This window comes from Microbaculum marinum (assembly GCF_037855135.1).
Lineage (GTDB): Bacteria > Pseudomonadota > Alphaproteobacteria > Rhizobiales > Tepidamorphaceae > Microbaculum > Microbaculum marinum.
This window is the reverse complement of record NZ_JAZHOF010000002.1, coordinates 696,513-721,022: the sequence shown is the minus strand read 5'-3', so window position 1 is coordinate 721,022 and position 24,510 is coordinate 696,513. Positions and strand designations below refer to the sequence as shown.

Sequence of the window (24,510 nt, the reverse complement as noted above, 5' to 3'; positions counted from 1 at the left end):
CCATCCTCAACGCCATCCTCAGGGACCAGAAACCATGGCAGACAGCTTGACCAACAAGACAGTCGCTCACCATGAGGGCTATTCATTGCCCAAATCAAACGCGATATGAGGGCTATTTACGAGTTCTTCACGTCGAGACATCCCTTGAGCCTCATGGTGAGGAGGCCTCGCCAGAGGCCGTCTCGAACCACGAGGCGCTTGGGGACCGTTCGCCGCGGCAACCCCGCCTCAGTTGTGCCGGGCGACGATCTCTCGTACGGTCTCGACAAGTTCGTCGACCTTGACCTCGACCTGGGCGGGGCGGGCCTCCTTCCATTCGGCGTGGTCTTCGATGCCCTCCGCCAGCCGGGCGCCCTCGATCAGGTCCTTGATCTGGACGACTCCGCGGGCGCGCTCGTCGGATCCCTGGATGACGACACACGGAGCGTTGCGGCGGTCGGCGTATTTCATCTGCGCCTTCATGCCCGACGTGCCCAGATACATCTCCGAGCGGATGCCGGCGGCACGAAGCTCGGCGGCCATCTTCTGGTAGTCGGCGATTTTGTCGCGGTCCAAAACCAGCACGACGACGGGGCCGAGTTCCTGTTTCGCCTCGACGCGGCCGAGCGCCGTCAATGCCGCGAGCAGCCTGCTGACGCCGATCGAGAAGCCGGTCGCGGGAACGTTCTCGGAGCGGAACCGGCCGACCAGCCCGTCGTAGCGGCCGCCGCCGGCGACCGAGCCGAAGCGGGCCTTCTCGCCCTTCTCGTTGACCGTCTCGAAGGTCAGTTCCACCTCGTATACCGGGCCGGTGTAATACTCGAGGCCGCGGACGACGGAGGGGTCGATCATGATCCGACCCCCGCCATACCCCGCTGCGCTGGTCAGCCCGGCGATTTCCTCCAACTCGTCGAAACCTTCGGCAGCTAGCGCATTCCCGCCGAACTCCTCGCGGAGCCGCGCAAGCGTCGCGTTGTTGTCGACCTTGTAGAAATACGGACCATCGTCGAATTCGACTGCAACATAGTCTCCCACCTCTGCCGGTGTGGGGGCGTCCCGTCGGGCATCCGACGTACTTTTGGCGGCCCTGACATATGCCAGAATGGAGTCGATTTTCCCTTCAGCCAGCCCCGCCCCCTTCGTGAAATCGCCGCTCTCGTCCTTGCGGCCAGGGCCGAGGAGAAGCCGCACGCCCTCCGGCCCCAGCCGATCCAATTTGTCGATTGCCCGGAGCACCGTCAGGCGGGTGCCGGCGTGCTCGTCGCCGGCGAGTCCTATGGCCTCCATCACCCCGTCGAGCACTTTCCGGTTGTTCACCCGCACGACGTAGTCGCCGCGCGCGATGCCGAGTTCCTCCATAACGTCGGCGGCCATCATGCAGGCCTCGGCGTCGGCGGCGACTGAGGCGGTGCCGACGGTGTCGGCGTCGAATTGCATGAACTGCCTGAAGCGGCCCGGACCCGGCTTCTCGTTGCGGTAGACGTAGCCGAAGCGGTAGCTGCGATAGGGCTTGGGCAGCCGGTCGAAGTTCTCGGCGACGTGGCGGGCGAGCGGCGCGGTCAGGTCGTAGCGCAGGCTAAGCCACTGCTCGTCGTCGTCCTGGAAGGAGAACACGCCCTCGTTCGGCCGGTCCTGGTCGGGCAGGAACTTGCCGAGCGCCTCGGTGTACTCGACCGACGGCGTCTCGACCGGATCGAAGCCGTAGCGTTCGAAGACCGAGCGGATCGTCTCCAGCATCGCGCGCGTGGCGCGCAGGGTGCCGGTCTCCTGATCCTGGAATCCGCGCGGGAGCCGCGGCTTGAGGCGGTCGGGCTTGTCGCTCTTGGCCATTGGAAAACGCTCTGAAGTCTTGCGGAAAACCCGTCCGTCACGGGCGCGGCCCTACCTAGAGCAAAGCGGCGCGAGCGGCAAGGCGGCGCACCCGCGTCCGCCGACGCCGGCTGATGAACGGCCGATGAATTCCCGCTTCAACGGCGGTTCAGGCGCCCCGGCGCATGGTGGCGTCAGGTTCGGCGGCAACGAGACCCGCCGGGACAGATTGAAGGAGACAGACCATGATCGCCTCGACCAGGACAGGCCGCGCCGCGGCCCTAGCACTTGCCCTCGCAGCGGCGATCTCGGCGCCGGGCGCCGCGGACGCGGCCGGCACGAACGTTCCCGAGGTCGCCCAGCCGCGCGTTCTCGTCCCGCATGTTCCCGCCCCGCACGTGCCGCAGCCGGCGCCGCGCGACCGGATCTCCGGCTGCTGGTCCGGCGAGCGGCTGATCTACGGCCCCTATGCCTTCTCGTTCTGCTCGAACGGCGACTACGGCAGCTATCAGGTGCGCGGCGGCGGGCTGGCCTGCAACGGCTCGGTCACCGTCTCGCGCGGTCCCGGCGATACCGTGACCGTCAACCTCAGCCGCAGCCAGTGCAACAACTGGACCGACTGGAGCGCCGACCGGCTGGTGTGCCGCACCGGCGACCGCGTCTGGATCGACCAGCCCTACGCGTCGCGGCCAGAAGTCGCCCAGCCGCATGTTGCGGTACCGCGCCGGCCCGCGCCGATGCGGCAGCTCGACTGCACCTACTTCCCGGCGGCGGCCGGATATCACCCGATCGGCCTGGCACTGTCCCGCAACTGACCTCCCCGCACGCCAGGCCGCAGACGGGCGCAGCTCCCCCGGCCGCGCCCGTCGTCTCGCGCTCGGTCCAGCTCGCCGGCCGCGGCTTCACGAGACGTCAACCACGTCCGTAAACGCGGCATCAACCACGCCCGCAGATGGCGGGGAATCCTGAACGCCGATTTACGATTCGGTCGACTCTGGCTTCCTACTGTCCCGGTCATGGCCGGGGGGCATGCGACAGCACGCAGCCTCGTCCCGGCGCGACGAGTATGTGAAGCGAGTACGTCGATGAAACGCCTGTGCCTCCTTGCCGTCCTGGCCGCGGTCTGCGCCACGCCGGCGGCAGCCTCCCAGCAGAACGACCAGATGCCGTTTCCCGCGCTGATGAACGCGCTGTTCGGCAAGCCCCCCTCGACCAACCAGACGGCCACCAACCAGACGGCCGCCGGTCGGACGGCCGGCACCAGCGCTCCGGCCAGGCCGGCGTCCGCCCCGGCCGTCGTGACGTCGACCCGGACCACCTCCAGCCGTGTCTCGGCGGCACCCTCCGCCGCGAGCCCCTCGGTGACGACCAGGCCCGCCGCGACCCGAGTCGAGACAGGCCAGGCTGCGGCATCGTCTGCCCGGCCGATGCAGGACTACCGGCAGCCCTATACGTCCTACGGCGGACGCGATGCCGCAGTGATCGTGCCGCCGCCGGCGCCGGCCGTTTCGCGCACCGCCGCGTCGCAGCAGCCGCCGGCCAGCGCCCCGCGCAACGTCGCCGCCCTGCAGCCTGCGCCCCGCGTCAGCACGGCAAGCACCCCGCAGCAGTTCAACCCCGCCTTCGCGCCGACGGTGGTCGCATATAACGGTCCCGAGCGCCCCGGCACGATCGTCATCAACACCAACGAGCGGTTCCTCTACCTGGTCCAGGCCGACGGCACCGCGAAACGCTACGGGGTCGGCGTCGGGCGGCCGGGTTTCGAATGGGCCGGCACCCACACGATCACCCGCAAGGCGGAGTGGCCCGGCTGGACGCCGCCGCCGCAGATGCGCAAGCGCCAGCCCGGCCTGCCCGCCCACATGCCCGGCGGCCCCGACAACCCGCTCGGCGCCAGGGCGATGTATCTCGGCTCGACGCTGTATCGCATCCACGGATCCAACCAGCCGTGGTCGATCGGCCAGGCCGTGTCGTCGGGCTGCATCCGCATGCGCAACGAGGACGTCATCGACCTCTACGAGCGCGTCGGTGTCGGCACCAGGGTCAAGGTTATCTGAGCATCGGAACAAGACACCCGGTTTACGGGGAGAGTGCGTCGGAAACGGGCGGCTTCGGCCGCCCGTTGCTTTTTCGGGTCCCGGGGCCGGCATCCGTCGCCGTTTCTTAACCATGCGCCGTCTACAGATATCGCCATGATCCGCACATGAACCGGTGCTGGCATGCCGGAAAGGTCGCGAATCGACCGCGACCGTATTGCCGACCGCAGATCCGCGCTGCCGGGCTCTCGCAAGGAGGACAAGGAATGATCAGACCGTCTGTTTCCAGATCTCTGTTTGTCGCGTTTGCCGCAATCGTTTCCGTTATCGGCCTTGCGGCCGACGAGGTGTCAGCGCAGCAGAACGCGCCGATGGTGGCCGTGCCCTCGCCCGTTCCCGGGCCGGGTCCAGGTCCGATACCGGGGCCGGGGCCGATCAGCATCGCGGGGTGCTGGGCGGCCAACCAGCTCATCTACGGCCCCTACACCGTGTCGTTCTGCTCCAACGGCGCCTACGGCAATTACCAGGTGTCGGGCGGCGGCCTGAGTTGCGCCGGCAACGTCAGCATCAGCGGCCAGGGCGGTCAGTTCACGATCCAGCTCGGCCACGGCCGCTGCAACGGCTACACCGACTGGAGCGCCGACTACATGGTCTGCGTCGTCGCGGGCGGATACGGGGGGTACGGGATGCCGGGCGCCGTTGCCCCGCAGGTCGCGGTGCCGGCGGTACCGACCCCCGGGCCGGGCTACGGCGGCCTGAGCTGCACCTACTATCCCGTCGCGCCGGGGTACACGCCGGTCGGCATCAGCCTGCGGCGCTCCTGACCGCGGCACGCAGTTCCGATCCACGGGCGCGGCTGCGGGCCGCGCCGTCTGCGTTGCGGCACCTCGCAGGGCGGCTTCACGAGCACTATCTGCCGCAATGTGCTACGCTAGGATTTTCGCAGAGACCGCCGACGGCCATGTCACGGACCGGAGACACCGCACCCGAGCAGCGCGAAGACGCGCGGATCGACCAGTCGACGCCCGTCGCCGTCGGCGCGGCCGTGTTCGCGTTGCTTCTGGCGGCGAGCGCCCTGCTATGGACCCGTTTCGGCGAGAGCGTCTACGTCGAACGGATCCTCGGCGCCATCGCCAACTGCTTCTGAGGCCTCACGCGATCAGCTTGTAGGCCGGCAAGGTCAAGAACTCCTCGAACGTCTCCGACATCGACATGTCCCGGAACAGCTCGACCGCCTCACCGAAACGGCCTGAGTCGTAGACTTCAGGGGTAAGCTGTTCGCGGACACGGGACATTTCGTCCTCCAGCGTCGAGACGAACAGTTCCGGAGTGACGGTTCGCCCGTCTTCCAGCGCGGCGCCGTGGCGAAGCTGCTGCCAGATCTGCGCGCGGCTGATTTCCGCCGTCGCCGCATCCTCCATGAGGTTGTATAGCGGCACCGCGCCGCGGCCGCGCAGCCACGCCTCGATGTACTGCACGCCGACCCGGATGTTCTCGCGCAGGCCGGCCTCCGTGCGGGTGCCCTCGTGCACCTCGAGCAGTTGCGCCTGCCCGAAATCGACATCGTCGCGCAACCTGTCGAGCTGGTTCTTCCCGGGCATCAGCCGGTCGAACACCTCCATGGCGACCGGCACAAGGTCGGGATGGGCAACCCAGGTTCCGTCGTGACCGTCGCCGGCCTCGCGCTCCTTGTCGGCCTTTACCTTGCCAAGCGCGATCTCGTTGGCCTCCGGATCCCGGCGGTTGGGGATCTGCGCCGCCATGCCACCCATCGCGAAGGCGCCGCGGCGATGGCAGGTCTTGATCAGCAGCAGCGAATAGGCGCGCAGGAACGCCTTGCCCATCACCACCTGGCCGCGGTCCGGCAGCAGGTAGTCGGGATTGTTGCGCAGCCGCTTGATGAACGAGAAGATGTAGTCCCAGCGGCCGCAATTGAGGCCGACGATGTGGTCCTTCAGTTCCCAGAGGATCTCGTCCATCTCGAAGGCGGCCGGCAGCGTCTCGATGAGGATCGTCGCCTTGGCGGTGCCCACCGGCAGGCCGAGCGCCTCCTGCGCCTGCACGAACACGTCGTTCCACAGCCGCGCCTCGAGATGGCTCTCCAGCTTCGGAAGGTAGAAGTAGGGGCCCGATCCGGCCGCGACGGCGTTCCTGGCGTTGTGGAACATGTAAAGCGCGAAGTCGAACAGGGCGCCGGCCACCGGTTCGCCGTCGACCAGGACATGGTCTTCCGGCAGATGCCAGCCGCGCGGGCGCACCAGCAGGACGGCCGGGTCAGACTTCAGCCTGTACTCCTTGCCGCTGTCGGGATCGGTGAAGTCGATATTGCCGGCCCAGCGGTCCTTCAGGTTGATCTGGCCCTCCACCAGGTTGTCCCAGGTCGGCGAGGTGGCGTCCTCGAAATCCGCCATGAACACCCGGGCGCCGGAGTTCAGGGCGTTGATCACCATCTTGCGGTCGACCGGGCCGGTGATCTCCACGCGCCTGTCGAGCAGATCCGCGGGAATCGGCGCGACCGTCCAGTCGCTGTCGCGGATATGGCGGGTCTCATCGAGGAAATCGGGCAATTCGCCAGCGTCGAACCGGCGCTGCCGCTCGGTCCTCGCCTTCAGAAGCCTGCGGCGCTGCTCCTCGAAGCTCCGGTGCAGGTCCGCCACGAAGGCGAGTGCCTCGTCGGACAGGATCTCCGCGTAGCGATCCTGCATCGTCGCGCGGATCTCTACGTTCCTCGCCTGTGTCGCTGTGCCCATGACGTTCCTCGCCGGCTTGTTGATTGCACACCGCAGTCTCCCACAAGCCCGGCACGGACAAAACAAGCGGCGCACAACCGTCTCTTTTTCCTCCCTGGAAACAATACCTGTCCTCTATCAATCCATTCGCACCTAATAGGGTAGCCTGGAAGACCGGTCGGGCGTGCGGCCAGACGCCTCGACCGTGGCAAAATTTTACCTTCCTTCGCAAAAAAACACCCTGCTTGCCGGGGCGTTGGGGTTAAATGTGTCGCTTCGCTGCCGGGGACTGCGCATGCCGGTGACCGCACATGCCGGGGACTTCAGATGATTGTCGATCTGCGGGAATACGAGTCCGAGGAGCCGGTCTCCGGCGCCGTGTGCGTGGTCGGAACCGGTCCGGCGGGAATCACGCTGGCCCTGGAACTCGCCCGCCAGGGCGTCGACGTGGTGCTGATGGAATCCGGTGGGCGCACCTACGAGGCGGAGACCCAGGCACTCTACGACGGTGAGGTGGTTGGTGATCCCAACACCGACGTCTCGTCTTCGCGCTTGCGGCAGTTCGGCGGCACCTCCGGCCACTGGACCGGACTGTGCGCGCCGCTCGATCCGATCGATTTCGAGAAGCGGCCGGGGGTGCCGGATTCCGGCTGGCCGATCACTCGGGCGGATCTCGATCCCTACTACGCGCGCGCCCAGCCCTATCTGCAGCTCGGACCCTTCGACTACGACTTCACGGCGTGGCAAGCAAAGCTGGACCGCGCGCCGCTGCCGCTGGATCCGGCGATGGTCAGGGACGCCGTCTATCAGCAGAGCCCGCCGACGCGCTTCGAGGAGACCTACTGGGAGACCATCGAAGCCACCGACAGGATCGCCTGCTTCCTGCACGCAAATCTCGTCGACATCGAGCTTGCCGACGATGCGGTGGCCCACTTCGAGTTCTCCACACTGGACGGCCGGAGGATCCGTGTCAGCGCCACGCACTACGTGCTCGCCTGCGGCGGCATCGAGAACGCCCGCATCCTGCTGAACTGCAACAGGCAGCGCGTGGCGGGCATCGGCAACGAACACGACCTCGTCGGCCGCTACTACATGGACCACCTGAACTGCGAGACGAGCACCATTCTGTTCGCCGAGGACGACATCGACCTCGGCCTGTACGACCAGGTCATCGAGACAGGCGTCGCGTCTCTCAGCGTCGGCCTGAAGCTGCCCGCGGAGGTGATGCGCGAGGAAGGCCTGCTCAACAACACTGCTTTCCTGGTGCCGGAATACGACGACGCGACCTTCAACGACGACTTTCGCGACCGGGGGTGGGTATCGTTCTCGACCATGGTCAAGTCGTTCTCCCGAGGCCGGGTGCCGGACCGGTTCGCCGAGAACTACTGCAACGCCGTGGAGGACATCGACGTGATCGGCGTCGGCGTCTACCGTCACGTCATGCGGCACTTCGTGCCGGCCGGGCGCACGGTGGCCGCTCGGCTGAGGCAGGATGCCGAGCCCTCGCCGCGCGCCGACAGCCGCGTCTACCTGACCGACGATACCGACCCGCTCGGCTGGCGGAGGATCGCCCTGGACTGGCAGATCGCACCGTCCGACCTGGACAGCCTGCGCCGCACCCACGAGCATATCGGGGCAGCCGTCGGCGCGGCCGGTCTCGGCCGCCTGAAGCTTGGTATCCCGGACCCGCCGGACCTGGACGTCGTCTTCACCGGGTACCACCATATCGGCACGACCCGGATGCACGACAGCCCGCGCAGCGGCGTGGTCGATGCGAACTGCAAGGTTCATTCGGTGAAGAACCTCTACATGGCCGGCAGCTCGGTCTTCACGACCGCCGGCACCGCCAATCCCACCCTGACAATCGTGGCGCTGGCCGCCCGGCTGGCCGACCATCTCGGTTCGTCGGGCGCGTCGCAGACGAAGAGCTGACCCATGGGCAACATCACGCGCCGTATCGTACTCGGACTGGCAGGCATCGCCGGCGTCGGCGCTCTCGCCTTTGGCGGCAGCCTGGCCGCCTGTCGCCTGGTGCCGCGCAACAGCCCGGGCTTCTTCGCCTACCTATCGGAGATAGCCCGCGATCAGGCGGCGCGCCGCATCGGCCGCGCGATGGTCGGGTCGGGACACGTTTCGGGGGATCTCGAGGCCATTGCCGCGCGCATCACCCAACGTCCGCTGATCCGGGAAGCCTTCGCGACGGGGTGTCCGCGGACCAGACGGCGTCTCGTGCAGGACCAGTGCGCCGCGGATTTCCGGGATGGACGCATGGTCAGCGTCGAGGGCTGGGTGCTGTCGGAAACGGAAGCCGAGCTGTGCGCCGCCGCCTGGATTGCGGACGGCCGGACGGCGTGAGGCCGGCCCCGGGGCGCTACACTTCGCGTCCGAGCAGGTCGTCCTCGAAGGGAAACGTGCTCATCAGTTCATAACCCGTCTCGGTCACGACCACCTGCTGCTCGAGCTTTACGCCCTCGCCGCCGTCCTCGTGCCCGATGTAGCTTTCCACGCACAGGGTCATCCCGGGCTCGACGACGCCGTCGTAGTTGGCCTGCCCGTCATAGACGGCGTCGTTGACTATGTAGGGGTATTCGCCGGTCAGTCCGGTGCCGTGCATCATCAGGTAATAGCGCCGCTTGTAGTAGGGCTCGGGAATCGGCCAGCCCGCCTCGGTGATCTCGCGGAACGTCCGGCCCGGCCTGATCAGCTCGATGTTGTGGTGGATCTGCTCGCAGGCGAGCCGGTAGAGCGTCGTCTGGTCGACGGTCCGCGGACCGGGGCCGCACAGATAGGTGCGGGAGAAATCCGCGTAGTAGCCGTGCGGGCCGACGACGTCGGTGTCGTGGGCGATCAGTTCCCCCTCACCGATCACCCGGGTGCCGGTTTCCTGGTACCAGGGATTGGTCTTCTCGCCGGAACTCAGGAGCCGCGTCTCGATGTAGTCGCCGTCATTGGCGATGACGTGCTGGTAGAGGACCGACCACAGTTCGTTTTCGCTGATACCGGGCCGGATCGCCTGGCGAAGTTTCCACTCGCCTTGCTGGGTGCAGCCGATCGAGCGCCAGGAGCAGACGATCTCCTCTTGCGTCTTGATCGCGCGGGCCCGTTCCACCGGCGCACCGGCATCGACGGTTTCCAGGCCCTTGCCGCGCAGGCAATGCATGGCGAGGGAATCGATACGTTCGACGCCGATCCGCCGCTCGCCGGGACAGTGCGTCGCCATCAGGTCGGCGATCTCGGCAGCCCACCGGTCCGCGGCAAGGCCGAGCAGAGGCCCGCGCGCGACATAGGCGACGAACGTCGCAGGGCGGATCTCGTCGACGACCGGATTGTCGGCTTCGAGATGCTCGGCGCCCTCGAACTCGAACAGCGTCACCGGCCCCTCGATCGGCACGAACACGTAGCGGGCGGGATTGCGCAGCAGGTAGGGCAGCATGTTGCGCGCGCCGGTGGCGTAGCGGACGTTGTGCGGATCGAACAGGACGACGGCCGGCACCTCGAAGCGCGCCATCTCCTCGCGCAGGCGCTTCAGGCGGCCGAGCCGCAGCGCCCGTTCGTCCGGCGGCGGCGGCATATGGAAGCGCGGTTCGGCAACGGACTGGTCGACCATCGCGGGTCCCTCTCTGGCGGACCGGCGACCATGGTCCCGGCTCCTATCCGACCCGGGACAAGGCCTCGGGCCGGTCGCCACCGTATATCCAGTCGAGAAGCTCGACCGTATGCACGATCGGCAGCGACGTGCCGGCGCCGATCTGCGTCATGCAGCCGATATTGCCGGTAGCGATCAGGTCCGGCCGGGTGCTCTCGATGTTGCGCACCTTGCGGGTTCGCAGGCGCGCGGCAAGCTCGGGCTGCAGGATGTTGTAGGTGCCGGCGGAGCCGCAGCAGATGTGGCCTTCGGGAACGTCGCGGACGGTGAAGCCCGCAGCCCTCAGCAGTTCCTTCGGCTCCTCGCGGATCTGCTGGCCGTGCTGCATCGAACAGGCGGAATGGTAGGCGACCGTGAGGCCGGGCTTTGCGGCAGCCTCGGGGAACTCTAGCGTCGCGAGGTACTCGGTGATGTCCCTGGCCAGCGCCGACACCGCGGCCGCCTTTTCGGCGTAGGCCGGATCGTTGCGCAGCATGAAGGCGTAGTCCTTGATGGTGGTGCCGCAGCCCGACGCGGTGATCACGATCGCGTCGAGGCCGCCGGTCTCGATTTCCCGCGTCCAGGCGTCGATGTTGGCGCGAGCGAAGTCGAGCGCTTGCGCCTCCCGCCCCATGTGATGGACCAGCGCCCCGCAGCAGCCCTCGCCCGACGGCAGCACGACCTCGACGCCGAGACGGGTCAGCAGCCTGATCGTCGCCGCGTTTATTCCCGGGTCCAGCACCGGCTGCGCACAACCGGTCAGCAGCGCCACCCGCCCCCGGCGCTCTGCGAGGGGATCGAACACCGCCGGTCCCTCCGCGGACCGCGGCGGCAGCGACGCCGGCGCCAGCGACAGCATCGCGGCCAGGCGCTGAAGGCCGGGCATCGCCCTGACGACCGGCAGCATCAGCCGTCCGACAGTCGCGCCGGCGAGCGCCAGCCGGAACCGCTCCGGATAGGGCAGCACCGCCGCCAGCAGCGCCCGCATCGCACGGTCGTGCCAGGGACGCTCGTAGGTATCCTCGATATAGGCGCGGGCGTGGTCGACCAGGTGCATGTAATGCACGCCGGACGGGCACGTGGTCATGCAGGACAGGCAGGACAGGCAGCGGTCGATGTGCCGGACCACCTCCTCGCTGGCCGGCTTCTCCGCCTCCAGCATGTCCTTGATCAGATAGATGCGTCCGCGCGGCGAATCGAGCTCGTCCCCCAGTTCCAGGTAGGTCGGACAGGTCGCCGTGCAGAATCCGCAATGCACGCATGTCCGGAGAATCTTCTCCGAAGAGGCCATGTGCGGATCGGCGAGCTGGGCCAGGGAAAAATTGGTCTGCATGCGGGCTCAGTCTCTTTCGCCGGCGTCGCCGTCCGTGCCGCAATGGCGCGGCTGCACTGATTGAAGCGCGATCGTCGCCGTCATCTCACACCCCCGCGTACATCCGGCCCGGATTGAGGATGCGTTCGGGATCGAACGTGTCCTTCAGCGCGCGCGTCAGCCTCATGACCGAATCAGGCTGCGGCTGGAACACGTCGACGGCGGCGCAGATCTCGGCGGGGGCCGACACCAGCGTCGCATGGCCGCCGGCCGCTCCCAGGGCGGCGCGGATCACCGATGCGCCGGCGTCGGCCTCGGCGGGTACGGCGAGCCAGATCAGTCCCCCGCCCCAGTCGAAGAACAGCCGCGCGTCGAGCCGCTCGCGCAGTGCCGCCGCAATGCCGGGCGCCCTGTCGGCTGACGTGGACAGCTTCCACACCGCCCGATGGTCCAGCTGTCCGAGCGGCTCCACCTCGCCGATCGCCGCCCAGCGCGCGGCACTGTCCTCGCCGCGCAGAACCTGTGGCGTTCCGTAGTCGCGCAGCGCATCGGCCAGCGCCTTGCCGCGATAGAGCATCTGGCTCTCGAAGCCCTCCAGTCGCAGCAGCGTGCACGCAGGATCGGCACCGTTCGCAGGCAGATGGGCGGCAGCCGTGACCTCCCAGGGACTGCCCAGGCCGGCCGACAGGCATACCACGGCCGCCTCGTCATGCAGGTCGTCGAACACCAGCGTCGCCTCTGTTTCGGGCGCCGGCAGCACCTTGAACGTCACCTCGGTAAGCACGCCGAGCGTCCCGAAGGCGCCCGACATCAGCTTGACCAGGTCGAGGCCGGTGACGTTCTTCATGACGCGGCCGCCGGACTTCACCGTCTCGCCGCGGCCGTTGACGAACCGCACCCCGATCAGCGAGTCGCGCGCAGCGCCGGCGTGCACGCGCCGCGGCCCGGACAGGTTGCAGGCCACCACTGCGCCGATGCTCGACCTGCCCGGATCGCCCCCGAACAGGTGCGTCAGCCGCGGCGGATCGAACGGCAGCCGCTGGCCCTGCTGCTTCAGCCGCGCCTCGACCTCGGCAAGGGGCGTTCCGGCGCGCGCCGCGATCACGAGCTCGCTCGGCTCGTAAAGTGTGATGCCGCTCAGCCGCCTCATCGACAGGTTCGACGCCGCCTGCACCGGCCGCCCGTAGCCAAGCTTGGTCCCGCCGCCGGAGATTTCCAGCGGCTGGGCGCTGCCGACCGCGTCCTTCACCGCGTAGGCGACCGACCGCTCGTCTTCCGGGGTGACGATCATGGCGCGATGTCCGTGGCGGCTGCGCACGCGCGATGCCGGTGGAAGCGCTCACGCGCTTGTCGCTCTAAACGCTGCGCGTTTCGTCCGCTATCGCAGACCGCTCCGTACCCCCCTCTCCATCTCTCCCCCACAAGGGGGGAGAGAGCACCTTGCGGTGCCGATCCGTCAAAGCGGCAAATACAGCGGTTGCTGCGCGGCAATGGAGCTGAGGACAAGTGCGACGACAACCCGCTTGCTCCCCTCTCCCCCCTTGTGGGGGAGAGATGGAGAGGGGGGTACGCCGCGAAGCGGCGGCGAAAGCGGCGCTTTCGCACACTGCACGCCCCTGGTCCTGCACCGTCGCTCGCCCGCATCGCGCCGAACCTCATCTTCGCACCCGCCGACTCAGACCACGCGCGCCGGTTCCGGCCTTCCCTCCAGCGGGAAGACCTTGGCGGGATTGAGCAGCCATTGCGGGTCGAACACGGATTTGATGCGCATCTGCTGGGTGAGGTCGGTGGCGTTGAACTGGTGCACCATCAGGTCGCGCTTCTCGATGCCGACGCCGTGCTCGCCGGTCAGGCAGCCGCCGACCTCGACGCAGAGCTTCAGGATGTCGGCGCCGCAGGCCTCGGCCTTGTGGAGTTGCTCGGGATCGTTGACGTCGTAGAGCACCAGCGGATGCAGGTTGCCGTCGCCGGCGTGGAAGATGTTGGCGACGCCGAGGCCGTATCCCTGGCAGATCTCGGAGATCTTGACGAGCACCTCCGGCAGGCGCCCCGTCGGGATCGTGCCGTCCATGCACATGTAGTCGGAAATTCGGCCCATCGCGCCGAAGGCGGACTTGCGGCCTTTCCAGATTGCGGCGGCGGCAGCCGGGGTCTTGGCCTCGCGGACATGGACGGCGCCGTTGCGACGGGCGACCGCGATGATGTTTTCCAGTTGCTCGTTGATCTCCGCCGGCGATCCCTCGACCTCGATGATCAGCATCGCCTCGACGTCGAGCGGGTAGCCGGCCTCGGCGAAGTCCTCGCAGATGTGGATCGCCGGCCTGTCCATGAATTCGATCGCGACGGGCAGCATCCCCCTGGCGATGATCTCGGAAACGCAGGCGCCGGCGTCGGCGCTGGAATTGAAGCCCAGCAGGACGGGACGGGCGCCTTCGGCCTTCGGCAGGATGCGCAGCGTCGCCTCGGTAACGAGGCCGAGCTGGCCCTCCGATCCGGTCAGCAGGCCAAGCAGGTCGTAGCCCGGTGAATCCAGATGATCGCCGCCCAGTTCGATCACCGTGCCGTCCATCAGCACGACGGTCAGGCCCAGCAGGTTGTTGGTGGTGACGCCGTATTTCAGGCAGTGGGCCCCGCCGGAATTCATTCCGACATTGCCGGCGATCGTGCAGGCGAGCTGGCTCGAGGGATCCGGCGCATAGAAGAAGCCCAGATGGTCGACGGCGCCGGAGACGGCAAGGTTGGTGATGCCGGCCTCCACGCGGATCGTGCGGTTGAAGGTATCGACGTGAAGCGCGCGGTTCATTCTCGAGACGCCGACCACGACGGCGTCTGTAAGCGGCAGGGCGCCGCCGGCAAGCGAGGTGCCCGCGCCACGGCCGATCACCTTGACTCCCTCCTCGTTCAGGCATGCGAGGACCCGGCTCACCTCGGCCGTATTGCCCGGCAGCACCACCGCGAGCGGCACCTGCCGGTAGGCGGTCAGCGCATCGGTCTCGTATGCGCGAAGCTCGTCGTGCTCTGATATCACCCACCGCGCGCCGACAATGGCCGCCAGCGCAGCGACGATCCGGTCGCGCTTGTCCAGAACGGCCGGATTCACCTCCGGCAGCGCAAGGCCCGACATCTTCTCCTCCCTGCTTCCGCGACTCGCGCGAGCTGACACGCAATCTTTTCACTTGACGTAGTTTGTCACGGTATCCCTTACTCTCAAGGTTAAAAGTCAACAAGGATTGTTTCCCTCATGGAAAGTCAGGGAGGAGGGATGAAATGGCCGATCTCACGGATATGGAGATCTTTGCCCGGGTCGTGACGGCCGGCAGCATGTCGGGTGCCGGACGGGAAATGGGCCTGTCACCGGCTGTCATCTCCAAGCGCATCCGTCGGCTGGAGGAGCGCCTGGGCGCACGGCTGCTGCAGCGGACCACCCGCCAGATCGCCCTGACCGAGGACGGCCAGGGCTACTACGAGCGCGTCATCGGCATCCTGGCGTCGATCGAAGAGGCGGAATCCTTCGTCACCCGCCGCAACACGGCGCCCCGCGGCACCCTGAAGATCGCTGCACCGACCTCCTTCGGGCGGATGCACATCGCGCCCTACCTGGGCAAGTTCGCAACTCTCTATCCCGATCTGAAGCTGAGCCTGATGCTCAACGACCGCTTCGTCGACATCGTCGGCGACGGCTTCGATCTGGCGGTGCGCATCGCGGCGCTCGAGAATTCCAGCCTGATCGCCCGGCGGCTGGCGCCCAATCACCGGGTGATCTGCGCCTCGCCAGCCTACCTGGAACGGGAAGGCACGCCGAAGACGCTGGGCGAACTCAGCCGCCACAACTGCATCTTCGCCACCCACCAGGACGTCTGGCAGCTCGAGGGGCCGGAAGGAGCCACGTCCATGCGGGTCGCCGGAAATCTCCAGACCAACTCGAGCGAGGTCGTGCGCGAGGGAGTGATCGCCGGTCTCGGTATCGCGCTGCGCTCGACCTGGGACGTCGGACCGGCGCTGCAGAGCGGCAAGCTGAGGATCGTGCTGCCGCAATACAGGGAGTCGCGGCGGGTCGCTGTCTATGCCGTCTATCCGAGCCGCCGCTTCCTGCCGGCTCGGGTCCGCGTGTTCATCGACTTCCTTGCCGACCTGTTTGGACCCGAGCCGTATTGGGACAAGGGGCTCGACCTCGCCTTCGACGCTCCGGACGGGCCGGCCGGCAACCCGGTCGCGGCCTGAAGGCGTGCGGTTGCGGCCCGACCCGGCGCTTCGTATAGATATTTGGGCGTTCCGCATGGGTTTCGGGTACCGTTTCGACCGATGAAGATACTTTGCGTCATGTTGTTTGCGGGGCTGTTCGCGGTTTTCGCGATCTGGGGGCTGCCAAGCCGCGCCGCCGGCGATGCCGGCAACGGTCAGGACCTGTTTCGCCTCTGCAACGCCTGTCACGAGATCGGCCCGGACGCCCGCAACCGGGTCGGTCCCATACTCAACAACATCGTCGGCCGGCGCGCGGCGACCCGGTCGGGATACTCCTACTCGGCGGGGATGCGCGAAGCCGGTTCCGAGGGTTTCGTCTGGACCGTGGAAAACCTGGACGGCTACATCGAAAACCCGCGGGCCTTCCTGCGGGGCACCAAGATGGCGTTCTCCGGCATGGCCGACGCGGAACAGCGCCAGGATCTCATCGCCTACCTGAAGACGCTGAAGTTCGACGACGCCCCCAATTCGCGGACATTTCGCTAGCTACTCGTCCGCGTGACCGCGCCGGATGCGGCGCACCAGCGCCCAGATCACCACCACGACGAAAGGCACGGCGACCGCCGTTGCCACGGCCGGATCGAATGGCAGGTCCAACGCCGTCTCGCCGCCTCTCAACAGATAGCCGATCAGGCCGACGACGTAGTAGCTGACGGCTGCGACCGACAGGCCCTCCACCGTCCGCTGGAGCCGCAGCTGCAGGCGCGCGCGGCGGTTCATCGAGTCCAAGAGGTCGCGGTTCTGGCTCTCCAGTTCGATGTCGACGCGGGTGCGCAGCAGGTTCGCCGTCCTGGCGAGCTTGGCCGCCAGGTCCGATAGCCGCCGTTCGACGGACTCGCAGGTCCGCAGTGCCGGCTTCAGCCGGCGCGCCAGGAAGCCCTCGATCGAGTCGAACCCCTGGACGCGCTCCTCGTGGATCGACAACAGGCGCTGGCCGACCAGTTCCCAGTAGGCCCGCGTCGCGCCGAAACGATAGGTGGCGCCCACCGACTCCGCCTCTACCTCGGCTGCCAGCGAGACCAGCCGGTCGAGGAGTTCGCGGCTCAGGTCGAGGCCCGTACCGTCCCTCATGCGCAGCGTCAGGCTCAGCAACTGGGTCTCGATGCTGTCGACGATCGGCCGGATCCGCTGCGCCTCCGGCAGGCCGAGCAGCGCCAGGGTCCGGTAGGTCTCCACTTCCAGGAGCCGCTGGACGAGAGCGCCGGCCCGCGCCGCCGAAAGAGACCTGGAGGCGACGAGGATGCGCGTGAAGCCCGATCGGTCGGGCCGGAAGTCGGTCGCCACGATCGCCCCGCCGTCGACCCGCGACACGCACAGGCTGGACGGATCGAAGGCCGCCAGATCCGGCAGTTCGTCCGCCAGGGGGACCAGCGCGACCCGCGTCGAAACGATCAGCGGCCCCGGCGGTTTCGGCAGGAAGGCGGCGAGCGAGGAGATGTTCGGCGCCGCGAAGGGATCGTCCGGGGGCGGCGCCACCGACAGCGTCATCGTGGTGAATTCGGTGTGGCGTTCCCAGCTGAGTTCGGCCCCGCCGAGACTGACGACGTGGTGGCGCGCGCCGGGTGCGGGCGGCGGCGCGCCGTGCGCCTTGCAGAAGCGGACGAGCTGCTCGAAATCGTCGCCGGAGCCAGCGTCGGTGCCGCCGGCCGCCGACGGCCCGGTCCACGATTGGAACGCCATGTGATGGAAGACGCGCGGCGCCTCCGCGGCCCGGAACGGCCGGGCATGCACTTCGCCGACGATGTCGTCTCGCAAGGGATGCAGTTCGAAGGGCACGCGCCGGTCCGCCACCCGCGAACCGCCCTGTTCCGCCGTCTCGTCCATCAGCTCCGCCGCAATCAGTGGAAAGCGGCGGCGACCCTAAACGAGCGGTTGGCCGTGGCAACCCCCAATCCGGTACCGACAGGAGTCAGCCGAGGAGATAGCTCGGCAGCCAGAGCACCAGCGCCGGGAACAGGATGCACAGTCCCAGACCGAGGAGTTGCAGGAGCACGAACGGCACAATGCCGCGATAGATGTGCTGGATCGTGACCCCCGGCGGCGCCACCCCCTTCATGTAGAACAGCGCGAAGCCGAACGGCGGGGTCAGGAACGAGGTCTGCAGGTTCACCGCAGCCAGCACCAGGAACCAGATGATGTTGGCCCGGCTGACGCCTTCCCACTCGCCGACATGGCCGCCGAAGTCGAGCAGGCCGACGATTGGCGCAAACACCGGCAGCACGATCAGGGTGATTTCGATCCAGTCGAAGAAGAAGCCGAGCAGGAAGATCATCAGCATCAGCACGAGCAGGATGCTCCAGGGCCCGACGCCGGTCGCCTGGATGAACTCGATGATCAGGTGCTCGCCGCCGAGCGTCCGGAAGATGAACGAGAAGCAGGTGGCGCCGACGAATATCCCGAACAGCATGCCGCCGGTGAGGGCCGAGCGCTGGCAGACCTCCACGAACACCTGCCAGGTAAGGGCCCTGTTGAGGGCGGCCAGCAGGATGGCGCCGCCTGCACCGACGCCGGCTGCCTCCGTCGGCGTGGCGAAGCCGCCGAAGATCGAGCCGAGCACGAGCACGATGAGCACGACCGGCGGGACGAAGCTCTTGAGCACCATGCCCCAGAACTCGATGCGTCCGGCAGGCCCTATGTCGTCGGGCAGCGGCGGTGCCAGGTCCGGTTTGAAATGGCACAGGGTCCAGATGTAGATCGCGTAGAGCAGCGCCAGCAGCAGGCCCGGCACGATCGCTCCCACGAACACCGTGCCGACCGGCACCGAAAGCAGGTCCGCCATGATGACCAGCATGATCGATGGCGGTATCAGGATGCCGAGCGTGCCCGACGAGGCGATCGTGCCGGTGGCGAGCGGCAGGTTGTAGTTGCGCTCCAGCATCACCGGCAGGGCCAGCAGGGTCATCATCACGACCGAGGCCCCGATGATGCCGGTGGTCGCGGCCATGATCGTGCCCATCAGCGTCACCGACAGGGCAAGCCCGCCCGGCACCCGGCGCAGCAGCACCTGCAGGGCGTGCAGCAGGTCCTTGGCGACGCCCGACTTCTCCAGCATCGTGCCCATGAAGATGAACATCGGGATCGCCACCAGGACGGGGCTTTCCATCGTGCCGCCGTAGATCCGCAGCGGGATCAGGGCGAGCTGCTGAAGGCGGAACACCCCGAAGATGTCGCCGATCAGGGCGAAGGCGAGACCGACGCCGCCGAGGATGAAGGCGACCGGATACCCGGTGAACAGCAGCACCGCCAGCGCGAAGAACATCCACAGCGGCAGGAACTCGACGAAAATGTCCATGAACGCCCGCCTCAGTTCTTCGCCGATGAAACCGTCACGGCCTCTTTCGGCACGTCGGCATGGTGCGTGCCCGCGTAGTAGCTCGAGGCTCTCCTGAGGCTCTCCGGCCCGAACAGGTAGACGACGCATTTGACCGCCACCGCGACGCCGGCGAGCGCCAGGACCAGGAAGCCGAACGGAAGGAACGACTTGATGATGAAGCGCAGCGGCAGCCCGGTCTGCGCCGCAGACTGCTCCATCAGCTTGAACGAGTTCTGGGCGAAGTCGTAGCCGAAGCGCATCACGACGTAGCAGTAGGCGACGAGGAAGAAGATGCAGCCGAGCAGTTCGATCCAGACCCGCGTGCGCGGCGCCAGCTTGTCGCGCACCAGCTCGATGCGGACATGGGCATCCTTGATGTAGGCGAACCCGAAGCACAGCAGGAACAGGATGGCGTGCATGTGCCACTCGGCTTCCTGCAGCTTGTTGGAATTGAAGGCGTGGAACCAGGCCGTCTCGGTGAAGGTCGGCACGAACTCGAGCACCTTGCGCTGGGTCACGTCGTAGATGATGACGACGATCAGCGGCACGTAGAGGAAGGAAGCCGCCTTGCCGATCCAGGAGACGCCGTCGCCGAGCGCGTCGCTCTCGCCCAGATAGAAGGCCCAGCCGTCGGCACTGCCCCGCCGCCGGCTCGATCGTCCGGCAATGGCGATCGCAATCGCGGTGAGCACCAGGCAGATCACGATCAGCAGTCCGGCAATGCTGGCGGAGATCTCGTGCAGGGGCACGATGATGCCGGCGGCGAGATCGCCGTCTTCCGCCGCCTTCGCCAGCAGCCGCAGTTCGATGCGGGACATCTCGAACGCATCGTCCAGCGGGGCGCTGACGGCCATCAGCGCCGCGGCGGTGAGGAAGTACCCCGGCCGGGCGCCGAGGTGCGCGGCGAGGAACAGCGCAAGGAAACCGACGATCAGCGCGATCCAGTGGAGCCCGAATGGCGCCATCACCACGGCGATGGCGGACAGCGCGGCAACGACGGCGCTCAGAGTGCCCATGTTTTCAGGATCCGCCCGATGGTGTGGGAAGGGGCACGACCCCGCGGGCGGGGCCGTGCCGCGAACTCAGGCTTCCTGATCAGTCCAGGTAGCCGAGGTCCTTCCACTTGCTGTAGTTCTCGCGGAAGGACGACAGCGAGTCCCACGCCTTGGCGAAGTCCTCGTCGGCGGCCACCTGCTCGGCGACGACTTCTTCCCAGGCGGCCTCGAACTCCGCGAGGATCTCCGGCGGCCATTCGTGGATGTTGACGCCGTTCTTCTCGAGCTCCTGCAGGGCCGCGAACTGGATCGCCTCGCCCTCGGCCAGACCGTAGGTGATGGCGGCATCGCAAACGGTCTCGATGCGCGCCTTGGTGACGTCGTCGAGGCTTTCCCACAGATCGAGGTTGATCATCAGGTCAAACAGGGTCGACTGCTGATGCCAGCCGGGGAAATAGTAATGCTTGGCGACCTGGTAGAAGCCGAGATTGAGGTCGATGGCGGGCATCGAGAACTCGGTCGCGTCGATCGTACCCAGCTCGAGCGCCGGGAAGATGTCGCCGCCGGCCAGGAGCTGGGTGGAGACGCCCATCTTCTCCATGACCTTGGCGCCAAGACCGAAGAACCGCATCTTCTTGCCCTTCAGGTCATCGGTCGAGGTGATCTCCTCGCGGAACCAGCCGGATGCCTCCGGCGCGATGACGCCGCAGTGGACGCCGTGGATTCCGTACTTGTGGTAGATCTCCTCGAACAGCTCCTTGCCGCCGCCGAACTTCAGCCACGCCAGATACTCGCCGGCCTGCGGGCCGAAGGGGACCGCGGCGAAGAGCTGAAGGGCGGGAACCTTGCCGGCCCAGTAGCCGGGTGTGGACCATCCCGCCTCGACCGCACCCGAGGAAATGGCATCGAACACTTCGAGCGCCGGAACGAGCGCGCCGGGCTCCTGGAACACCAGCTCGACGTCGCCGTCGGTGACGATCGCGAGCCGTTCGGCGACGTACTTGCCGAGCGTGCCGAGCTGCGTCAGCGAGCCCGGATACGTCGACTGCATGTTCCATTGTTCCGCCTGAGCCGTTCCGGCAAAGCCAACGCCCAGTGCAACGGCGGATACTGCCAGTAATTTCTTCATAGGGTCACTTTCCTCCCAATCCAGACATCCACTCGGAGCGAAACTCCAAGATCTGCGCTACTTGCTTTTCCGAGGCGCTTGTTGCCGCGCCTGCCCAAACCTAGACCGAAGCGGCAAGCTCCGACTAGCCCCCGCAATAACTCACAGTTGACGGAGAAACGTTATTTGGTGCTGATTTTTCAGGCACTATCGGTATCGGCATCGGCAACAACGTCCCCCCGGGGCTACGTGCGCCCGGACCGTTTTTCTTTTGCTCGTCTTTTGCGACATTTGACCTGCGCCGGCCGCGGGGCGCGACACCGGCGCGCTTCGATCTGTTTGCGTTCCTTTTCCTCCTCTGCCGGGTTGGCCCGGTTATTCCGACCGGCCCGTGCGGGTGACGAGTTGCGCCGCCAGCCACCGGACGGAGCGGAGCAACCGCCCGTCCTGACCGCGGCGGCCGACCACCTGGACGCCGATCGGCAGTCCGTTCGAGCCGACCAGCAGGGGCACGGAGACGGCCGGAACCCCGCAGAAGGTCCACGTGGTGCAGAACGCCGGATCGCCGGTCGTCTCGGACCCCGGCGCCTCGCCGCGCGTCGCCGGGGTGAGGATGGCGTCGTAGCGGTCGAAGATATCGTTCAGCGCGCGGTCGAATGTGTGGATCTGCTCCTTCGCCGCGAGGTAGTCCCGGGCAAGAACCCGTTGTCCCGTCTCGATGACGGCGCGCAGCTTCTCGCTGAGCCTGTCGCGACCCCTCTCGTAGTAGTGCGCGAAGTTCAGAGCCACTTCCGCCCCCATGACCGTCCCGTGGAGGTCCAGCGCACGCTCGAAGACATCGGGAAGCCCGACCTCGTCGACATCGCCGAGCGCCGCGCAGAGGTGCGCAAGGCCCTCGCGGGTATCCTCGTCGGCGCGGTCCCAAAGCGGCGTCCTGACGAAGGCGAACCGCGGACGCACCGGAGGTTCGCTCAGGGCGGTCTCGAGTAGCTTTGGAGGCCCGGCCGGACGGGTCCACGGATCGCCCGCGTCGTAGCCGGCGATGACATCGCCGAGCAGGGCCGCATCCTCCAGGCTGCGCGCCAGCGTGCCCAGCGTATCGAAGGTCTCAGACAGCGGTGCCACGCCGCGCCGCGACACCATCCCGGCGCTCGGCTTGTAGCCGTAGATCCCGCAGAAGGAGGCGGGCCGGATCACCGACCCGTTGGTCTGCGAACCGATGGCACCGGGCACCATGCAGTCGGCCACGGCGGCTGCGGAGCCCGACGAGGATCCACCCGGCGTGCGGGTTATGTCGTGCGGATTGCGTGTCTTGCCGGGCTGGTACAGGGCAAGCTCGGTGGTCACCGTCTTGCCCAGGATCACTGCGCCGGCCGCGCGAATCTGCGAGACGGCGTGAGCATCCCTGTCCGGACGACGGCCTGCGTCAAGGATGGTGCCGCGCTCGCAGGGCAGGCCCGCAACGTCGACCAGATCCTTGACGCCGACAGGCACGCCGTGCAGCACGCCGAGCGGATCGCCGGCGGCGCGCTTAGCGTCACAGCTGCGCGCCTGCATCAGCGCGTAGTCCGGGTCGAGATGCGCCCAGGCGCCGATCTGCTCCTCGGTCTCGGCGATGCGGGCAAGACAGCTTGCCGTCAGTTCCTCGGAGGAAATCGTGCCGCTGGCAACAAGGCGGGCGGCGTCGCGCAGGCCGAGGCCGGCAAGCCCCGGATCGGTGGCTTCGGTCGCCGCCCCGGCGACGCTCGCGGTCATCGACCGGCTCCGGCGCAAGCGCAGCGCGGGATGCTGTCACGCGATCTCATCGCGATCGAGCCGCACTGCCGCCCGGCCGCCGCCGCGCTTCCGCGCAATACCGAATCCGAGGAAATCCTGACCAATTTCCCTCCCCCCGCTGACCGCATGTGTTTTCTGTGCAGCCGCGATTCTTCGCCTCGGCTTGCACGTTCGATCAGCTTCGCCATTTGAGCGCAACGCATACGTTATGATCAATCAAATTCTTCGAACAAACCTTTTTCCTGCACGGCAACATTGATTTGCCGGCCGTTTTCCGGCACTGGCCGGCGGCGTCGTGCAGCGCCTTGCGACGTTCCCGGCGACTGGCGCGACGTGAAAGCTGCGTTATAAGTCTACGCGACCAGCCGACGGCACGCGCAGCGAAGAACCGGACCGGCAGAAGAACGGGGAGACCGCCTGATGGCACCTGTCGTCGAAATTGGGGACCTGGAGAGACTCGCCCGCCGTCGCGTGCCGAAGATGTTCTTCGACTACGCGGACTCCGGCTCCTGGACGGAAAGCACCTACCGGGCCAACCGCGAGGACTTCTCGAAGATCAAGCTGCGCCAGCGCGTCGCCGTCGACATGACCGACCGCTCGCTGGAATCGACGATGATCGGCCAGAAGGTGGCCATGCCGGTGGCGCTGTCGCCGGTCGGCATCACCGGCATGCAGCGCGCCGACGGCGAGATCCTGGCGGCCAGGGCCGCCAACGAGTTCGGCGTTCCCTTCACCTTGTCGACCATGAGCGTCTGCTCGATCGAGGCGGTCGCCGAGGCGACGAAGAAGCCGTTCTGGTTCCAGCTCTACGTCATGCGCGACCGCGACTTCATCAACGGGCTCATCGACCGCGCCAAGGCGGCGGGCTGCTCGGCGCTGGTGCTGACGCTCGACCTGCAGATCCTCGGCCAGCGCCACAAGGACATCCGCAACGGGCTGTCGGCCCCGCCCAAGTTCACGCCGAAGCACATCTGGCAGATGGCCACCTGCCCGTCCTGGTGCCTCGGCATGCTGGGCACGAAGAACCGCACCTTCGGCAACATCGTCGGCCATGCCAAGGGCGTCGACGATCTGTCCTCGCTGCACTCGTGGACGGCGCAGCAGTTCGATCCCCGGCTTACCTGGGACGATATCGAGTGGATCAAGAAGCGCTGGGGCGGTCCGCTGATCCTCAAGGGGATCCTCGACGTGGAGGACGCCAAGCGGTCGACGGACTACGGCGCCGACGCGATCATCGTCTCCAACCACGGCGGCCGGCAGCTCGACGGCGCGCCCTCCTCGATTTCCGTCCTGCCCGAGATCGTCGACGCCGTCGGCGACAAGATCGAGGTTCACATGGACGGCGGCATCCGCTCCGGGCAGGACGTCCTGAAGGCGCTCTGCCTCGGCGCCCGCGGCGTGTTCATCGGCCGTGCGTTCGTCTTCGGTCTCGGCGCGATGGGTCAGGCCGGCGTGAAGCTCGCGCTCGACATCATCGCAAGGGAGCTCGACACGACGATGGCGCTGTGCGGGGAAAAGAGGGTCACCGACCTCAGCCGCATGAACCTCTATCACAGCGGCCAGCAGTGGATGGCCGGCTGAACGCG

20 protein-coding genes are annotated in these 24,510 nt (G+C 67.2%); 9 read left to right on the top strand and 11 right to left on the bottom strand.

The features are described from left to right. Positions 1-228: 228 nt before the first annotated feature. Positions 229-1,809 carry a histidine--tRNA ligase gene (gene hisS / locus V3328_RS06905; RefSeq protein ID WP_340328876.1) on the bottom strand — a complete coding sequence of 527 codons (1,581 nt, stop codon included), beginning with the start codon at positions 1,807-1,809 and terminating at the stop codon, positions 229-231. A gap of 224 nt (positions 1,810-2,033) precedes the next feature. Between hisS and V3328_RS06900 the strand changes: the two genes are divergently transcribed. The 4 genes from V3328_RS06900 to V3328_RS06885 all read left to right on the top strand — a co-directional run bounded on the left by V3328_RS06900 (position 2,034) and on the right by V3328_RS06885 (position 4,971). Then, positions 2,034-2,603: a hypothetical protein gene (locus V3328_RS06900; RefSeq protein WP_340328875.1), complete on the top strand. Its 570-nt coding sequence runs from the start codon at positions 2,034-2,036 to the stop codon at positions 2,601-2,603. Positions 2,604-3,215: 612 nt separating this feature from the next. Next, entirely contained in the window at positions 3,216-3,845 is a 630-nt protein-coding gene (locus V3328_RS06895; RefSeq protein ID WP_340328900.1) for a L,D-transpeptidase, read from the top strand. 245 nt (positions 3,846-4,090) lie between these two features. Then, positions 4,091-4,648: a hypothetical protein gene (locus V3328_RS06890; protein WP_340328874.1), complete on the top strand. Its 558-nt coding sequence runs from the start codon at positions 4,091-4,093 to the stop codon at positions 4,646-4,648. 137 nt (positions 4,649-4,785) lie between these two features. Continuing rightward, positions 4,786-4,971 carry a hypothetical protein gene (locus V3328_RS06885; RefSeq protein ID WP_340328873.1) on the top strand — a complete coding sequence of 62 codons (186 nt, stop codon included), beginning with the start codon at positions 4,786-4,788 and terminating at the stop codon, positions 4,969-4,971. A 4-nt stretch (positions 4,972-4,975) separates the two neighbouring features. Here V3328_RS06885 and aceB read toward each other — a convergent pair whose 3' ends face one another. Next, a complete protein-coding gene (gene aceB / locus V3328_RS06880) occupies positions 4,976-6,574 on the bottom strand; it encodes a malate synthase A (RefSeq protein ID WP_340328872.1) in 1,599 nt (532 codons plus the stop codon). A 306-nt stretch (positions 6,575-6,880) separates the two neighbouring features. Here aceB and V3328_RS06875 point away from each other — a divergent pair, with 306 nt between their 5' ends. Continuing rightward, positions 6,881-8,485, top strand: coding sequence for a GMC oxidoreductase (locus V3328_RS06875; RefSeq protein WP_340328871.1), 1,605 nt, complete (start codon positions 6,881-6,883; stop codon positions 8,483-8,485). A 3-nt stretch (positions 8,486-8,488) separates the two neighbouring features. Further along, entirely contained in the window at positions 8,489-8,908 is a 420-nt protein-coding gene (locus V3328_RS06870; protein ID WP_340328870.1) for a hypothetical protein, read from the top strand. A 16-nt stretch (positions 8,909-8,924) separates the two neighbouring features. Here the strand turns inward: V3328_RS06870 and V3328_RS06865 are convergent, their stop codons facing one another. From V3328_RS06865 to V3328_RS06850, 4 genes are all read right to left on the bottom strand, one after another. Beyond that, positions 8,925-10,160 carry a M24 family metallopeptidase gene (locus tag V3328_RS06865; RefSeq protein ID WP_340328869.1) on the bottom strand — a complete coding sequence of 412 codons (1,236 nt, stop codon included), beginning with the start codon at positions 10,158-10,160 and terminating at the stop codon, positions 8,925-8,927. Positions 10,161-10,203: 43 nt separating this feature from the next. Continuing rightward, positions 10,204-11,511 (bottom strand): glycolate oxidase subunit GlcF, encoded by a 1,308-nt coding sequence (glcF, locus tag V3328_RS06860; RefSeq protein WP_340328868.1) that lies wholly within the window; start codon positions 11,509-11,511, stop codon positions 10,204-10,206. A gap of 85 nt (positions 11,512-11,596) precedes the next feature. Then, a complete protein-coding gene (gene glcE, locus V3328_RS06855; protein ID WP_340328867.1) occupies positions 11,597-12,781 on the bottom strand; it encodes a glycolate oxidase subunit GlcE in 1,185 nt (394 codons plus the stop codon). A 384-nt stretch (positions 12,782-13,165) separates the two neighbouring features. Beyond that, positions 13,166-14,614, bottom strand: coding sequence for an FAD-linked oxidase C-terminal domain-containing protein (locus V3328_RS06850; RefSeq protein ID WP_340328866.1), 1,449 nt, complete (start codon positions 14,612-14,614; stop codon positions 13,166-13,168). Positions 14,615-14,757: 143 nt separating this feature from the next. On the opposite strand from V3328_RS06850, the gene V3328_RS06845 reads away from it, so the two are divergent. Continuing rightward, positions 14,758-15,711 (top strand): LysR family transcriptional regulator, encoded by a 954-nt coding sequence (locus V3328_RS06845; RefSeq protein WP_340328865.1) that lies wholly within the window; start codon positions 14,758-14,760, stop codon positions 15,709-15,711. An 81-nt stretch (positions 15,712-15,792) separates the two neighbouring features. Beyond that, on the top strand, positions 15,793-16,218 hold the full coding sequence (locus V3328_RS06840) for a c-type cytochrome (protein WP_340328864.1): 426 nt from the start codon (positions 15,793-15,795) through the stop codon (positions 16,216-16,218). On the opposite strand, the gene V3328_RS06835 is transcribed toward V3328_RS06840, so the two are convergent. The 5 genes from V3328_RS06835 to V3328_RS06815 all read right to left on the bottom strand — a co-directional run bounded on the left by V3328_RS06835 (position 16,219) and on the right by V3328_RS06815 (position 22,903). Further along, complete coding sequence (locus V3328_RS06835) at positions 16,219-17,556, bottom strand: DUF3422 family protein (RefSeq protein ID WP_340328863.1); 1,338 nt, start codon at positions 17,554-17,556, stop codon at positions 16,219-16,221. A gap of 85 nt (positions 17,557-17,641) precedes the next feature. Continuing rightward, positions 17,642-19,024, bottom strand: coding sequence for a TRAP transporter large permease (locus V3328_RS06830; RefSeq protein ID WP_340328862.1), 1,383 nt, complete (start codon positions 19,022-19,024; stop codon positions 17,642-17,644). Positions 19,025-19,035: 11 nt separating this feature from the next. Continuing rightward, a complete protein-coding gene (locus V3328_RS06825) occupies positions 19,036-20,061 on the bottom strand; it encodes a TRAP transporter small permease subunit (RefSeq protein WP_340328861.1) in 1,026 nt (341 codons plus the stop codon). A gap of 79 nt (positions 20,062-20,140) precedes the next feature. Beyond that, positions 20,141-21,091, bottom strand: a complete 951-nt coding sequence (locus V3328_RS06820) for a TRAP transporter substrate-binding protein (RefSeq protein WP_340328860.1) — start codon at positions 21,089-21,091, stop codon at positions 20,141-20,143. 432 nt (positions 21,092-21,523) lie between these two features. After that, positions 21,524-22,903, bottom strand: a complete 1,380-nt coding sequence (locus tag V3328_RS06815) for an amidase (RefSeq protein ID WP_340328859.1) — start codon at positions 22,901-22,903, stop codon at positions 21,524-21,526. 441 nt (positions 22,904-23,344) lie between these two features. On the opposite strand from V3328_RS06815, the gene V3328_RS06810 reads away from it, so the two are divergent. After that, the gene (locus V3328_RS06810) at positions 23,345-24,505 is read left to right on the top strand and encodes an alpha-hydroxy acid oxidase (protein WP_340328858.1); all 1,161 of its coding nucleotides are present in this window, start codon (positions 23,345-23,347) and stop codon (positions 24,503-24,505) included. Positions 24,506-24,510 lie beyond the last annotated feature (5 nt).

Coding starts and splice junctions, on each gene's coding strand:
- hisS (WP_340328876.1), bottom strand. CDS start 1,809: ATGGCCAAGAGCGACAAGCCCGACCGCCTCAAGCCGCGGCTCCCGCGC.
- V3328_RS06900 (WP_340328875.1), top strand. CDS start 2,034: ATGATCGCCTCGACCAGGACAGGCCGCGCCGCGGCCCTAGCACTTGCC.
- V3328_RS06895 (WP_340328900.1), top strand. CDS start 3,216: ATGCAGGACTACCGGCAGCCCTATACGTCCTACGGCGGACGCGATGCC.
- V3328_RS06890 (WP_340328874.1), top strand. CDS start 4,091: ATGATCAGACCGTCTGTTTCCAGATCTCTGTTTGTCGCGTTTGCCGCA.
- V3328_RS06885 (WP_340328873.1), top strand. CDS start 4,786: ATGTCACGGACCGGAGACACCGCACCCGAGCAGCGCGAAGACGCGCGG.
- aceB (WP_340328872.1), bottom strand. CDS start 6,574: ATGGGCACAGCGACACAGGCGAGGAACGTAGAGATCCGCGCGACGATG.
- V3328_RS06875 (WP_340328871.1), top strand. CDS start 6,881: ATGATTGTCGATCTGCGGGAATACGAGTCCGAGGAGCCGGTCTCCGGC.
- V3328_RS06870 (WP_340328870.1), top strand. CDS start 8,489: ATGGGCAACATCACGCGCCGTATCGTACTCGGACTGGCAGGCATCGCC.
- V3328_RS06865 (WP_340328869.1), bottom strand. CDS start 10,160: ATGGTCGACCAGTCCGTTGCCGAACCGCGCTTCCATATGCCGCCGCCG.
- glcF (WP_340328868.1), bottom strand. CDS start 11,511: ATGCAGACCAATTTTTCCCTGGCCCAGCTCGCCGATCCGCACATGGCC.
- glcE (WP_340328867.1), bottom strand. CDS start 12,781: ATGATCGTCACCCCGGAAGACGAGCGGTCGGTCGCCTACGCGGTGAAG.
- V3328_RS06850 (WP_340328866.1), bottom strand. CDS start 14,614: ATGTCGGGCCTTGCGCTGCCGGAGGTGAATCCGGCCGTTCTGGACAAG.
- V3328_RS06845 (WP_340328865.1), top strand. CDS start 14,758: ATGGCCGATCTCACGGATATGGAGATCTTTGCCCGGGTCGTGACGGCC.
- V3328_RS06840 (WP_340328864.1), top strand. CDS start 15,793: ATGAAGATACTTTGCGTCATGTTGTTTGCGGGGCTGTTCGCGGTTTTC.
- V3328_RS06835 (WP_340328863.1), bottom strand. CDS start 17,556: ATGGACGAGACGGCGGAACAGGGCGGTTCGCGGGTGGCGGACCGGCGC.
- V3328_RS06830 (WP_340328862.1), bottom strand. CDS start 19,024: ATGGACATTTTCGTCGAGTTCCTGCCGCTGTGGATGTTCTTCGCGCTG.
- V3328_RS06825 (WP_340328861.1), bottom strand. CDS start 20,061: ATGGGCACTCTGAGCGCCGTCGTTGCCGCGCTGTCCGCCATCGCCGTG.
- V3328_RS06820 (WP_340328860.1), bottom strand. CDS start 21,091: ATGCAGTCGACGTATCCGGGCTCGCTGACGCAGCTCGGCACGCTCGGC.
- V3328_RS06815 (WP_340328859.1), bottom strand. CDS start 22,903: ATGACCGCGAGCGTCGCCGGGGCGGCGACCGAAGCCACCGATCCGGGG.
- V3328_RS06810 (WP_340328858.1), top strand. CDS start 23,345: ATGGCACCTGTCGTCGAAATTGGGGACCTGGAGAGACTCGCCCGCCGT.